Origin of the sequence: Amycolatopsis sp. Hca4 (assembly GCF_013364075.1) — a bacterium.
In the GTDB taxonomy this organism is placed as follows: Bacteria; Actinomycetota; Actinomycetes; order Mycobacteriales; family Pseudonocardiaceae; genus Amycolatopsis.
The window spans coordinates 8186702-8199912 of sequence record NZ_CP054925.1; the positions used below are offsets into that span (position 1 = coordinate 8186702).

Genomic DNA, 13211 nt, shown 5'->3' on the forward strand with positions numbered 1-13211 from the left:
TTCGAGGGCAAAAACGGCACTTCTGGAGATCACATGCCGCTCACCGGACGCAGGCTGTCTCTCGACAATCCCGTTCACGAATGCGATCCCGCGTCGGAGACGTACGTCGAGGCTGCGGAACTGCGGCGGTACGGCCAGGTCGTGCCCGTGGTTCTGTTCGGCGGTGTCCGGACCTGGATCACCACGTCGGCCGAGGCGAGCAGGGCGATCTTGGAGGCGAACCCGGACATCGGCAAGGACCCGGCGAACTGGGCGGCTCTGCAGCGCGGCGAGATCCCCGGTTCCTGGCCGTTCCTCACGTTGATCACCGAGAAGAGCATGTTCAACGCCGACGGTGCCGACCACCTGCGGCTGCGCAGGCTGGTCAGCCACGCCTTCACCCACAAACGGATCACCGCCGTCGTCCCGCGGTTGACCGCGATCGCCGACGAACTGCTCGACGGCCTTTCCGGCGACGGTCCGGTCGATCTGAAGACCGCCTACGCCTATCCTTTGCCGATGCGCACGATCTGCGAATTCTTCGGGATCACCGACCCGGACGAGCAGGACGAGCTGCGTGACGAGTACGCCACGATGTTCGACGCCGTCGCCACCCCCGAAGAACGGAGCCGGGCCGCAACCGCCCTCGAAGCCACCCTCGTCCGGCACATCGAGGACAAACGCCGCCACCCCGACGACCGCCTCACCAGTACCCTCATCGACATCCACGAACTGGACGGCGACCGGCTCACCGAGGAGGAACTGCTCGGCACCCTGCACATCATCCTCGCCGCGGGGCACGAAACCACCGTCAACGCCATCATGAACACGGTGGTCGCCCTCCTCACCCACCCCGACCAGCTCGCGCTCCTGCGCGACGGCCGGCGACCGTGGTCGTCCACAGTGGATGCCGGGTTGCGCTGGAACGTGCCGCTCAAATGCGTCTACATGCGCTACGCCCTGCGCGACACCGACATCTGCGGCACGGTCGTCCCCGCGGGCGAACCGATCGCCACCATGATCGCGGGCGCCCAGCGCAACAGCGACACCGCCGACGCACGCTTCGACGTCACCAGCGACGACCGCGGCCACATCGGCTTCGGCGCCGGTTCGCACTTCTGCCTCGGCGCGCCACTGGCCCGGCAGGAGATCACCATCGGGCTGGAACGGCTCTTCACCCGGTACCCGAACCTGCGCCTCGCCGTCGAACCGGAAGAACTGACCCACATCGTTTCGCCCGCGATCAACGGGCTCACCGCCCTGCCGCTGCACCTCGCCTGAACAGGGGCCGGCCCGCGCTGCTGTCGTCCTAGTCCGGTGTGGACGCGCTCGGGAAGCGGTCCGGGGCGAAGTGGATGAGGATCGCTTTCGCCGACGCACAGACGGTTTCGCCCGCCTTGAGTTCGGCCGTGGCGTGGAGCTTGCGGCCGTCTCGGGTGACCAGGCGGCCTTCCGCGGTCAGCGGGACCGCGTACGGGGTTCCTCGGTGGTAGTCGACGGTCAGGGAGGCCGTCATGCCCGGGTAGCCTGCTGCCGCTGTTGCCCGGCCCAGTACGTGGTCCAGTACTGCTGCCACCCAGCCCCCGTGCACCCGGCCTGGTGGGCCTTCGTGGGCTGGGCCGAGGAGGACTTCGGCTTCCACCTTCTCCGCGCCTATGTGTTTCCAGGACAGAGGTGGGGCCAGGGGGTTCGCCGGTCCTTCCAGCGGGTTGTTGATGCTCAGGTGGCCGCCGTCTTCCAGGGCGGCCAGGAGGAGTGGTCTTGCTCCGCCTGCCGCTTGGAGGGCTTTGGTGATCGCTTCGATCTGGTCGGCGGCTTTGGTCAGGTCGGCTTTGTCTTCCTGGATGCAGATCGAGGCTTCGATCAGGTCGCGGATTCGGGCTCCCAGGCGGGCTCGGGCTGGTGGGATGCCGTTGATGATCGGGTACTCGGGCATGCTTCCCCCGCCGTCCGGAAGTAGAACGTGTTTCATTCTAGCGGGGGGTGGGGTGGTTGACGAGTGTTTGCAACCCCGAAGCGGGCATGGTGACTACGGCCGGCGGCATCTTGTCAAGGCGGGAAAGCGTGCCTTGACAAGATGCCGCCGGCCGTGTGGGGGCTTCGGATCGGGGTTGCGGGGGGTCTGGGTTCCGTCGTGGCCGGGTTTCGTTGTCACCCGGGCTTTTTCTCGGGTGTTCGGCAAGCTTTGGTGGTCTGCCGGAGGCTGTCGGGCAAGCAAACTTTGGTGAGTCTGCCGAGCGGGTTGCTCGTCAGAGTTTTCCTCCGGCTACCGGGGGCATGTCGGGGGCGTCCTCTGTTTCCGTTCCTTGCTCTCGGAACAGGTGGTTCTCCACCTCGAACAGGTTGCCTCCCGCTCGCTCGACCACCGTCAGGAGCGTCGACATCCGGGACACCTCCTCCACCTGTTCCTTCAGGAACCAGTGCACGAACTGCTCGCCCAGGTAGTCCTCCTCCAGGCGGGCGGCCTTGGCCATTGCCTCGATGTCGGCCGTCACCGCTCGTTCCTGGGCCAAGGCCAGCTCGATGGCTTCGTGCACGCTCGAGAAGTCGTTGCGCACCTCGCCGGTGCCGGGGATGGACACCGGCTCGTTCCGGTCGAGCAGGTAGCGGACCATCGCCAGTGCGTGGTTGCGCTCCTCGATCGACTGGCGGTAGAAGCGCTTGGCCAGCCTGGGGAGGTCGCGGGCGTCGAACCAGACCGCCAGGGCTGTGTACTGCTGGGCTGCCGTGAACTCGTGGCGGATCTGGTTCTGCAGCAGCTCGGCGAACTTCCGGGTTTTGGCCATGCCTCAACTTACGACGGATCCGGGGTCGCCAGCTACGCTCGGTGTGGTGACTCCTCTGCCCGACCTGTCCGGTACGACCGCCTGCGTCACCGGGGCCTCTGGGGTGCTCGGCCGCGGGATCGCGCTCCGGTTCGCCGAAGCCGGCGCGGCCGTCGCGGTGCACCACCGCCGTCCCGGTGCCGGTGACGACGTGGTCGCCGCCATCGAACGGGCCGGTGGCCGGGCTCGGGCCTTTGCCGCCGAGCTCACCGATGACCAGGCCTGCCACGCCCTGCTCGGCGCCGTCGCGGAGTGGGGCGGGCGGCTCGACGCGCTCGTCAACAATGCCGGGATCCAGCCCGTCGCCGCCCTCGACGAGCTCGGTGCGGGGGACTGGCGGGCCATGCTCGACGCCACCCTGACGAGCGCGTTCTCCTGCACGCAGGCCGCGGTGCGGCTGATGGGCGACGGCGGGAGCGTCACGCACATCGCCTCGATCGAGGCCCGGCAGCCGGCGGCCGGGCACGTGCACTACAGCTCCGCCAAGGCCGCGCTCGTCATGCACGCCCGGGGTGCCGCGCTGGAGTACGGGCCACGGGGCATCCGGGTCAACACGGTGTCGCCGGGGCTGATCGCGCGGCCCGGGCTGGAGCGGGAGTGGCCGGACGGCGTCGAGCGGTGGCGGCGGGCGGCTCCACTGGGGCGGCTGGGCACGCCCGGTGACGTCGGGAACGCGTGCGTCTTCCTCGCTTCGCCGCTGGCGTCCTGGATCACCGGTCACGACCTCGTCGTCGACGGTGGGGTCACGGCGCGCCCGACCTGGTGACCGGCCGCGGTCGACCACCACCGACCTCGGAAACCGGGGAAGCGGCGCACCCCCAGTGCGCCGCTTCCCCGGTTGCTCAGTGGCAGAAGGAGACTTCCGGATACCCCGGCCGGTCGAGCACCGGCCGCGGCTCACCCCGCAGGTGCCGGTCGAAGAACGCGTTCACGTACGTCCGCGTGATCTCCTGCGTCCGCAGCGCGGTCGTCTGCGCGCCGTAGTCGACGCCGAATTCGTCGCCGAACAGGCCCACGTCGGTGAAGGACGCGTGCTGCGCGCCCCGCACGTCGGCCCAGCGCTTCCAGCCGGTGAGCTGCGGCCAGTCCCGCTCCCACGTCGGGTCGCCCGGCACGCAGGCGGTGGCCCCGAGCTGGTGGCCGAGGAACATGAACGGCCGTGCCAGCCCGGTCAGCGGGACGTGGGTCGTGCCGTCGATGTCCATCCCGGCCTTGAGCCTGCTGTCGGCGACCATCGACGGCAGGGTGCTCGCGCCGCCGATGGAGTGGCCGGCCATGCCGATCCGCTCCGGGTCGATCAGGCCCGCCCGGGATCGGAGCAGCGAGTCCAGCACGAACGACACGTCGGTGGCCCGGCCCCGTTCCAGTTTCTCCCAGAAAGCGTCGTCGTGCGGGACTTCGCAGGAGGCGCACCCGGCGAAGCGGCCGTCCGGGAAGCTCTGGCCGGTGTTTTCGTAGGTGTGGCCGACCAGCGCGACGGCGTACCCGTGGCTCGCCAGGTCCTCGGCCAGCGCGCTCAGCGTGGCGCGGGGCTTGGTGTAGCCGGGCGAGAGCACGATCAGCGGCAGGCCGCGGCCCGCCGGGCGGGCGCCGTCGACGGAGTTGGTCACGGTCTCGGCGAGCGTGCCGGGTGGCACGTCGAGGCCGCTGCCCTCCAGCAACGCCGCCGACTCCGCCGGCGTCAGGTACTGCGTCTTCGGCCCCTTCGCCGACGCGGCCGGGTAGAAGAGTGTGACCATCAGCTCCCGGTAGGGGACCGACGGCACCCACGGATCCGGGCGCGAAGTGTCCTTCAGGTACACCGCGGTGCTGCCCACCGGCCGGTCGCCGGTCGGGGCGGGCAGGTACGGCGTCGACGTGCGGGTCAAGGCCACCTCCGGGTACCGGGCGGACGGCTGGTCCAGCAGGGGCTGCGGCCGTCCGCGCAGGTGCTGGTCGAAGAACGCCCGGACGTACGCGGCGGTGATCGCCTGCCCGCGCACGGCCGGGGTGGTCGCGCCGAAGCGGAGGCCCAGCTGCTCGCCCACGAGGCCGATGTCGGTGAACGACGCGTGCACCGTTCCGGCCACGGTGAACTGGCGCTTCCAGCCCGTGAGCTGCTTCCAGGTGTCGTTGCCCGGGGCGGTCGCCCGGCCCAGGAACAGGACCGGCCGGTCGAGCGCGGCGGGCAGCGGGTCGTCCGCCGGGCCGTCGATGGTCGTCCCGGCCTCGAGCCGCGGGTCGGCCGCCAGCGCGGCCGGCACCCCGGCGGCCCCGGCCAGGCCGATCCGGGCGGGATCGACCAGCGCCGCCCACTTCGACCGGAGCAGCTTGTCCAGCACGGCCTTGTCTTCGCCGGCCCCGGGGGCCACGGCGACGAGCGTGCCGTGGCTCGCCAGGTCCTCCGCCAGCGACGTGAGTTCGCCGCGCGGCCGCCGGGCCCCCGGGTCGAGGACGACCAGCGGCAGGTGGTGCCCGGCCGGCGGGGCGTCGAGCACCGAATCCGTGCGGATGCCGGCCAGCACCGACGGCGCCACGCCGGTGATGCCGCCGGAGTCGAGGACGGTTTTCGCTTCGGCTTCGGTCATGAAGCGCGACTTCGGGCCGTCCGCGGAAACCGTCGGGTAGAACAGGGACACCGGGAGGTCCGGTGGCGACGTCGTACCCACCGGCCGGTCGCCGGTCGGTCTGGCCAGCGTGAGCGCCGGGGCCGCCGACGCGGCCGGTGACGTCAGCGCGAGCGTGAGGGCAGTGGTGAGCACGATGCTCGTGATTCTCATCCGATGAACGTCACTTCCGGGTAAGCGGGCGAGGGCGCGGCCAGCAGCGGCTGCGGGCGGCAGCGCAGGTGCCGGTCGAAGAAAGCGCTTACGTAGTTCCGCGTGACGGTGAGCGCGCGGTAGGGGTCGATCGAGTCGCCGATGTCGACGCCGAGCTGCGCGGCGAGCACGCCGAGGTCGGTGAACGACGCGTGGACCGTGCCCGACACCATGATCCAGCGCTTCCAGCCGGTCAGGTGCGTCCAGTCGGTTTCCCAGTCGTCGTACGGCCCCGGCGCGCCCGGCGTGTAGTTGTCCATGCTGCCCACGAACATGAACGGCCGGGACAGCCCGGACGCCGGGAGCGGGACGTGGACGCTGCCGTCGAGGTCGGCCCCGGCACGGATCCGCGGGTCGGCCAGCATCGCCTGGGTGGTGATCGCGCCGCCCGCGGAGTGGCCGGTCATGCCGATCCGCTGCGGGTCGATCAGCGCGCCCCACTTCGAAGCCAGCAGGGAGTCGAGCACGAACGACGTGTCGCGGGTGCGGACCTGCGCGAACTTCTCCCAGAAGCCGGGCTGGTCGTCGACCTCGCAGGCGGCGCAGCCGGTGACGTGGCCGTCGGGGAAGGTCGTGGCGCGGTTTTCGTAGGTGTGGTCGATCGCCGCCACGGCGTACCCGCGGCTGGCGAGGTCCTCGGCCAGCGCGGTGAGCGTGGCCCGCGGCTGGGTCCAGCCCGGGGACAGCACGACCAGCGGCAGGCTGTGCCACCGCCCGGCGGGTTTCGCGTCGACGACGGCGTTCGTCCGGACCGTGCTGAAAACGTCCAGCGGCAGGCCGGGGATGTTCTGCCGTTCGAGGTTGCGCTGCGACTCGAGCGGGGTCATGTACTGCTTCTTCGAGCCTCCTCCCGAGGCCGCCGGGTAGAAGATGGAGATCATCAGCTCCCGGTAGGGCACCGACGGTACCCACGGATCGGGCCGCGAATCGTCCACAAGGGACAACGTGGTGACGCCGACGGGCGAGTGGCCGGTCGGACGGGGCAGGTACGGCGTCGTGGCCGCCGAAGCGGGCGCCGACAGAGCAACGGTGAGTGCGGTGGCCACCGCGAGCGTGCGCATGATTCCCCCAGTCGGAATCGTCAGGACAGGTGGCGGAGACGGCGGAAGCAGAACCAGGTGAGCAGGGCGGTCAGCGCGAGGTAGAGCGCGAGTTCGAGCCACTGCAGCGGCCAGAACCGCGAGCCCGGCTGGTAGGTCACGCGCTGGTGGTAGCCGTGTTCGCCCAGGCGGGCCACGCACGCCTGGATGTCACCGCGCTCCGGCGGAGCGGCCCCCGGCCGCGGCGAGCAGGCCTGCAGGAAGTCCGGCATCGAGGTGACCACGTTCCCGGACGGGTCGAGGGTTTCGTTCGCCAGCTCCCACGCCCCGGCCGGCTTCCGCACGCCGATCTCGGTGATCCCCTGCTTGTCGTTGCCGGTGATGTTCGTGATGTTCTCGGGCGTGATCGCGACGGTCTCGGTCTGCGGCGGCACCAAGTACGGGCGCACCAGCAGCGGGACCGCGAGCAGCACCGCGGCGAGCGCGACGACGGTGACGGCCATCGCGGCCACCGTCCGCCGCAGCACCATGCCCACCGCGACGCCGAGGACGAGCGCGAAAGCGGCGTAGCCGATCGGGGCGATCCCACGCGCGCCGAACACCACCGGCGCGATGCGGGCGAGCATCCCGCGGTCGGTCTGGACCGCGGAGAGCGCGTCGATCGGGCTGGCCCACCAGGAGACCGCCGTGCTCAGCACCGCGGCGGCGAGCATCGCGGCGAGGAGGCCGAACCCGAGCTTGGTGGTGAGCCACCGCTTCCGCGTGACGGTCTGGTTCCACACCAGGCTGTGCGTGCCGCTCTCCAGCTCGCGGGTGATCATCGGGACGCCCCAGAACACGCCGATCACCGCGGGCAGCAGGTACAGCACCAGGATGGTGCCGCCGAAGAGGGCGTCCTGATCGGAGAAGTCCGTGCGCCCGACCAGTTCCGGCCCGGTGATCGCGAGCACGACGGCGATCGCGGCCAGGCCGGCGAGCATCGACAACGCCGGGGTGCGGAACTGGCGCCAGGTCAGCCAGGTCATCGGAGGACCTCCAGGGCGGGGCGGGCGGCGGTGGGGTTGCTCATGTACTCGAGGACGAGGTCTTCCAGCCCGATCTGCCCGACCGTCCACGCGGGATCGAGGATCGGCGCTTCGGTGCGGACGAGCACGGTGGTCTGGCGGTCGGTGTGCGTCGCCGAGACGACGTGCTGGTCCGCCGGGAGCGTGTCGAGGTCGCGGCGCGGCCCGGACAGCCGGTGGTGGGTGGCGAGCAGCGTCTCCACCTCGCCGATCACCCGGACCTGCGAAGCCACCAGGACGACGAGGTGGTCGCAGACCCGCTCGAGGTCGTTGACCAGGTGCGAGGACATCACGACCGACAGCCCGTGCTCGGCGACGGCTTCCATCAGGTCCTGCAGGAACTCCCGGCGGGCCAGCGGGTCCAGCGCCGCGACCGGCTCGTCGAGCAGCAGCAGTTCGGGCCGCTTGGCGATGCCGATCGTGAGCGCCAGCTGCGCGCGCTGGCCGCCGGAGAGCTTGCCCGCGGCCTGCTTCGGGTCCAGCCCGAGCCGTTCGATCCGCTTTTCGGCCAGCGAGGCGTCCCAGCCCGGGTTGAGGTGGGCGCCGAGCCGCAGGTGGTCCTCGATGGACAATCCACTGTAGACTGGCGTGTTCTGTGCGACGTAACCGACCTTGGCCAGCTGCTCCGGGCCGCTGCCCGGCGACCCGCCGCACACCTCGATCGTGCCGGTGGTCGGCTCCAGCATGCCGGCCGCGATGTTCAGCAGCGTCGACTTGCCCGCCCCGTTCGGGCCGACCAGCCCGGTGACGTGGCCGGCTTCGATCTCCAGCGTGCAGCCGGAGAGCGCTTGCTTGCGCTTGTACTTCTTGCCCAGGCCCTGGGCTTTCAGGACGGTCACGCTATTCCCTCTCTTGCGGAGTCGCGAAACGTGGACATCAGCAGGGCCTCGATGCTCTCCTCGTCGAGACCGGCCTTGCGGGCCTTGCCCAGCCAGCGGCGGAGGTCCTGCCGCAACGGCCCCATCGCGGCGAACGAAGCGCCGCCGTTCAAGGTCGCCGTCACGAACGTGCCGACGCCGGGACGGGCCGAGACCAGGCCGTCGTGCTCCAGCTCGCGGTAGGCCTTCAACACGGTGTTCGGGTTGATCGCGAGGCTCGCGACCACGTCCTTGACCTTCGGGAGCTGGTCTCCCTCGGACAGCAGGCCGAGGCGCAGCGCGTGCCGCACCTGCTGGACCAGCTGCTGGTACGGCGACAAGCCGGACCTGGTGTCCAGGTGGAACTCGATCATCGGCAACTCCATTTAACTAGTTGCCTAGTACTATAGCTAAGCGAGGTCGTCGAGCGCCAGTGATCTTTTTCGGCGGCCGGAGCCAACCTCGCCACCCACTCGGCCGTCTGTGGTGGTGATCGTTTCCCTTCTTCGAGAGGAACTTTTCGTGCGTCGTTTTTCTGGGGGAGCCGTCGTGCGCGGCGTGGTCGTCGCGCTCGGTGTCTCGATGGCCGTCGTGGCGGGACCGGCGGTCGCGTCGGCGTCGGTGGACAGCGTTCCGACGCCGCAGCTGAGCTGGGCCGACTGCGCCGACGGGTTCCAGTGCGCCAAGGCATCCGTGCCGCTGGACTACGACCGGCCGTCGGGTGCGAAGATCGACCTCGCGCTCATCAAGCTGCCCGCGACCGACCCGAAGCACCGGATCGGCTCGCTGTTCGTCAACTTCGGCGGCCCCGGCGCGTCCGGCCTGCAGCGGCTGCGCGAGCGCGGCAAGTGGCCGTGGCTGTTCTCCGACGAGCTGCGCGCGCGGTTCGACCTGGTCTCGTGGGACCCGCGCGGGATCGCCAACAGCACGGCGGTCCGCTGCTTCGACACCCTGGCCGAGCAGCAGGCGTTCTTCGGGTCGTTCCCCGAGATGCCGGGCGATGCCAGTGGCAACGCGGCCTTCTACGCCAAGTCGAAGGAGCTCGCCGACCGCTGCTCGGCGAAGGCGGGCCCGATCCTCGAGCACGTCTCGACGGCCAACACCGCGCGTGACCTGGAACTGCTGCGCCGCGCGGTCGGCGACCCGAAGCTGAACTACCACGGCATTTCCTACGGGACACAGCTCGGGGCGACCTACGCGAACCTGTTCCCGAACCGGATCCGGGCGATGGTGTTCGACGGCACCATGGACTTCGCAGGCAACTCGACCGGGCAGAACGGCAACGGCAAGAGCGTCCCGCTGGACACCCGCCAGGACGTCGCGACCGGGATCGCGCAGACCTTCGAGCAGTTCCTGCGGCTGTGCACGGAAGCGGGGCCGAAGTGCGCGTTCTCTTCGGGTGACCCGAAGGCGAAGTGGGCCGCGCTGACCGCCCGCGCGAAGCAGGCCCCGATCGTCAGCGACGGCGAAACGTGGACGTATTCGGGCATCATCAACGCGGCGGCGGACCTGTCCGACTCGCGCGGCTGGGCGGACATCGCCACGCTGCTGCAGCGTCTTTACGACGCGCCGGCCACGCCGTCCCTGCGTTCGGCGGCAGTCAAGGGGGAGCAGTACGTTTCGAACCGGACCGAAGCGTTCAACGCCATCCAGTGCTCCGACAGCGACGTGCCCACCGACCCGGCGGTCTACAGCCGGTACGCGGAGTCGGAGGACCAGCGCGTGCCGTACTTCGGGCGGATCGCGGTGCTGGACATGATGAGCTGCGCGTTCTGGCAGGCGAAGGACACCGACCGCTACACCGGGCCGTGGAACCGCCCGACGTCGGCGGAGATCCTCGTGCTGAACAACCGCTACGACCCGTCGACCCCGCTCCACGGCGCCCGCGACGGCGCGGCGGAACTGGCGCGGGCGCGCGTGTTCGTGACCGAGGGCTACGGGCACTCGTCGATGTACGTGCCGAGCACGTGCACGGAGAAGGTCAAGCGGGAGTACCTGATCTCGGGGACCTTCCCGGCGGCGGGCCAGACCTGCACGATCGACGCCAGCCCGTTCGCGGGCTGAATTCCTGGCGGCGGGCCGCACCGGAGCCGGTGCGGCCCGCCTTCGCTGAAAGACCTGCGGACGGGCCGAGCGTTGCGATGATGTTGCGGGCCGGCGGTTCCCTGCCGGTAGGAGTGCGGTCGTGGGGTCGGCGCGCGCCCGGAACCGGCGGCGAGGCGAGGTCGGGCGCGGCGTCGTCGTCGCCAGGGTGTTGAAGTGGGCGCCGTGGCGCTCCGGCTCACGCCCGGCCCGGCGGGCCGCACCGGAGCCGGTGCGGCCCGCCGCCACGAAGGCGTTCCGCGGCGCGGTCGGGCAGAATCGCGGAGATGGCGCACACTGTCCGGCCGCTCGATGCTTCGACGTGGGCGGCGTTCGCGGAACTCGTCGAGCGCAACAACGGCATCTTCGGCGGCTGCTGGTGCCTGGGCTTCCACCCGGAACGCGGCCGGCGCGGGCCGGAGCGCCGCACGATCAAGGAGGAGCGCGTCCGGACCGGTGGGGCGCACGCCGCGCTCGTGTTCGACGGGGATGGCCTCGTGCAGGGGTGGTGCCAGTACGGCAGCCCCGAAGAGCTGCCCGGCATCAAGCACCGGCGGGCCTACGACAAGGACTCGCCGCCGCGGCCGGACTGGCGGATCACCTGCGTCTTCGTCGACAAGAAGCACCGCGGCCACGGCGTCGCCCGCGCGGCGCTCGCCGGCGCGCTCGACCTGATCGCGCAGGCCGGCGGCGGGCTCGTCGAAGCCGTCTCCGAAGTGACCGACGGCCGGGACGCGCCGGGCCGGTTCCTGTTCACCGGCACCGTGGAACTGTTCGAGGACTTCGGGTTCGCCCGCGGGCGGCAGCTCGGCACGCACGCGTGGATCGTGAGCCGGCTGGTCGGCTCGGAACGAGGGGGGAACGCATGACTTCCCGGCAGGACGGCGACACGTGGGACCTCGCGTCCAGTGTTGGCGCGACCGCGACGATGGCCGCGGCGGCGCGGGCGATGGCGGGCCGCTCGGATCCCGCGCGCATCGACGACCGCTTCGCCGAGCCGCTCGTCCGGGCCGTCGGCGTCGACCTGCTCACCCGGCTGGCGAGCGGCGAAGCGGCGCCCGGCGAGCTCGTCGAGCAGGTGTGGATCGACGTGGCCAAGGTGCGGACCCGGTTCTACGACGGGTTCTTCCGCGAGTCGGCGCTCCGGCAGGCCGTGATCCTGGGCGCGGGACTGGACTCCCGCGCGTACCGGCTGCCGTGGCCCGCCGGGGCCGTCGTGTACGAGCTCGACCGGCCGGAGGTGCTCGAGTTCAAGACCCGCACCCTGGCCCGGCTGGGCGCCGAGCCGGCCGCCGACCGGCGGGTGGTGGCGGCCGACCTGCGGGAGGACTGGCCCGCCGCGCTGGCCGGCGCCGGCTTCGACCCGCGGCAGCCGACCGCGTGGAGCGCCGAGGGCCTGCTGGGCTACCTGCCGCCGGACGCGCAGGACCGGCTGCTCGACACGATCACCGGGCTCAGCGCGCCGGGCAGCAGGCTGGCCACCGAGAGCCGGCCCACCCCGCGGCCGGGCGACGAGGAGAGGACGAAGGCGGGCCTGGACCGGATCTCCGGGCGCTGGCGCGAGGAGAGCTTCGACACCGACATGGCGAAGCTGCGCTATTTCGGTGAACGCCACGAAGCGGAGCCCTACCTGGCCGGTCGGGGCTGGGTGCTGACCGGGAACACCGTCCGCGAGCTGCTCGCCGCCCACGGCCTTGCGTCACTGGGCGACGACGACCTGCGCACGGGCGACGTGCGGTACGTCAGTGGCGTTCTCCCCCGGATGTGGCACCCGGCTTGACAGCGGGCCGCCGCGTCTCGCACTATGCGAACAAGTGTTCGATAAGTGTTCTGGGTTCGCCGGGTAGGCGTCTCCGGTACGAGTACGTGGTGCTGGAGGTGAGCGGCGGTGGCGGTGCCGGAGGCGCTTTCGGCCATCCCCGGGGTCCGCACGGCGGCGCAGCTGCGGGCGCCGGAAGACGGGCAGCTGCTGACGGTGCTGCCCGAGCTGGCCGGCCTGCTCCCCGGCGGCGGGTTGCGGCGCGGCAGCACGATCGCGGTGCGCGGAGCGACGTCGCTGGTGCTGGCCCTTGTGGCGGCGGCGACCCGTGAGGGGTCCTGGGCCGCGGTGACCGGCCTGCCGGAGCTCGGCCTGGCGGCCGCGGCGGAACTCGGCGTCGACCTGGAGCGCGTCGCGCTGGTGCCGGAGCCGGGCGCGGAGCTGGTGGCGGTGCTGTCGGCCCTGGTGGACGGCTTCGACCTGGTGGTCCTCGGCCCGGTGCCGGTGCCCTCGCAGACGGCCCGCAGGCTGGCGGGCCGGGTCCGCAACCGCGGAACGGTCCTGCTGACGGCGGGCCCGTGGCCGGGGGCGGATCTGGAGCTGAGCGTGTCACGCCGCCGCTGGCACGGCCTGACCCAGGACGGCCACGGTCACCTGCAGGCCCGCGACGTGCTGGCGACGAGCCGAGGCCGCGGCGCGGCGACGCGGCCGTCGGCGGTGGGGTTGCAGCTGCCCGGTCCGGAGGGGGCGGTCGCGGGAGGCCGGAGCAGCGGGCCGGGACGACGGCTGGCCGGGGTGGCCGGGTGA

Annotated in this window: 13 protein-coding genes; 6 read left to right on the top strand and 7 right to left on the bottom strand. The window is 71.4% G+C overall.

Features of this window, described 5'->3' with window-relative positions; translation table 11 throughout:
• The first annotated feature begins 33 nt into the window (after positions 1 to 33).
• Positions 34 to 1260, top strand: coding sequence for a cytochrome P450 (locus HUT10_RS37255; protein WP_176175468.1), 1227 nt, complete (start codon positions 34 to 36; stop codon positions 1258 to 1260).
• 28 nt (positions 1261 to 1288) lie between these two features.
• Here HUT10_RS37255 and HUT10_RS37260 read toward each other — a convergent pair whose 3' ends face one another.
• Both HUT10_RS37260 and HUT10_RS37265 read right to left on the bottom strand, forming a co-directional pair.
• Complete coding sequence (locus HUT10_RS37260) at positions 1289 to 1915, bottom strand: PaaI family thioesterase (protein ID WP_176175469.1); 627 nt, start codon at positions 1913 to 1915, stop codon at positions 1289 to 1291.
• A 313-nt stretch (positions 1916 to 2228) separates the two neighbouring features.
• Positions 2229 to 2765: a ferritin gene (locus HUT10_RS37265; protein WP_176175470.1), complete on the bottom strand. Its 537-nt coding sequence runs from the start codon at positions 2763 to 2765 to the stop codon at positions 2229 to 2231.
• Positions 2766 to 2820: 55 nt separating this feature from the next.
• Here HUT10_RS37265 and HUT10_RS37270 point away from each other — a divergent pair, with 55 nt between their 5' ends.
• Positions 2821 to 3570, top strand: a complete 750-nt coding sequence (locus HUT10_RS37270) for an SDR family NAD(P)-dependent oxidoreductase (protein WP_254897506.1) — start codon at positions 2821 to 2823, stop codon at positions 3568 to 3570.
• A gap of 76 nt (positions 3571 to 3646) precedes the next feature.
• Here the strand turns inward: HUT10_RS37270 and HUT10_RS37275 are convergent, their stop codons facing one another.
• From HUT10_RS37275 to HUT10_RS37295, 5 genes are read right to left on the bottom strand one after another with little or no spacing between them, the layout of a single operon-like run.
• Complete coding sequence (locus HUT10_RS37275) at positions 3647 to 5563, bottom strand: esterase (protein ID WP_176175472.1); 1917 nt, start codon at positions 5561 to 5563, stop codon at positions 3647 to 3649.
• Positions 5560 to 6663, bottom strand: a complete 1104-nt coding sequence (locus tag HUT10_RS37280) for an alpha/beta hydrolase (RefSeq protein ID WP_176175473.1) — start codon at positions 6661 to 6663, stop codon at positions 5560 to 5562. The genes HUT10_RS37275 and HUT10_RS37280 overlap by 4 nt, the downstream gene beginning before the upstream one ends.
• Before the next feature lie 20 nt (positions 6664 to 6683).
• Entirely contained in the window at positions 6684 to 7667 is a 984-nt protein-coding gene (locus tag HUT10_RS37285) for a transporter (RefSeq protein ID WP_176175474.1), read from the bottom strand.
• Positions 7664 to 8545, bottom strand: coding sequence for an ABC transporter ATP-binding protein (locus HUT10_RS37290; RefSeq protein ID WP_176175475.1), 882 nt, complete (start codon positions 8543 to 8545; stop codon positions 7664 to 7666). The genes HUT10_RS37285 and HUT10_RS37290 overlap by 4 nt, the downstream gene beginning before the upstream one ends.
• Positions 8542 to 8937, bottom strand: coding sequence for a GntR family transcriptional regulator (locus HUT10_RS37295; RefSeq protein ID WP_217709672.1), 396 nt, complete (start codon positions 8935 to 8937; stop codon positions 8542 to 8544). Before HUT10_RS37295 ends, HUT10_RS37290 begins: the two co-directional genes overlap by 4 nt.
• A 175-nt stretch (positions 8938 to 9112) precedes the next feature.
• On the opposite strand from HUT10_RS37295, the gene HUT10_RS37300 reads away from it, so the two are divergent.
• From HUT10_RS37300 to HUT10_RS37315, 4 genes are all read left to right on the top strand, one after another.
• Complete coding sequence (locus HUT10_RS37300; RefSeq protein ID WP_176178225.1) at positions 9113 to 10627, top strand: alpha/beta hydrolase; 1515 nt, start codon at positions 9113 to 9115, stop codon at positions 10625 to 10627.
• Between the two features lie 305 nt (positions 10628 to 10932).
• Positions 10933 to 11514 carry a GNAT family N-acetyltransferase gene (locus HUT10_RS37305; protein ID WP_176175477.1) on the top strand — a complete coding sequence of 194 codons (582 nt, stop codon included), beginning with the start codon at positions 10933 to 10935 and terminating at the stop codon, positions 11512 to 11514.
• Positions 11511 to 12425, top strand: a complete 915-nt coding sequence (locus HUT10_RS37310; protein ID WP_176175478.1) for an SAM-dependent methyltransferase — start codon at positions 11511 to 11513, stop codon at positions 12423 to 12425. Before HUT10_RS37305 ends, HUT10_RS37310 begins: the two co-directional genes overlap by 4 nt.
• A 108-nt stretch (positions 12426 to 12533) precedes the next feature.
• Complete coding sequence (locus HUT10_RS37315; RefSeq protein WP_176175479.1) at positions 12534 to 13211, top strand: hypothetical protein; 678 nt, start codon at positions 12534 to 12536, stop codon at positions 13209 to 13211.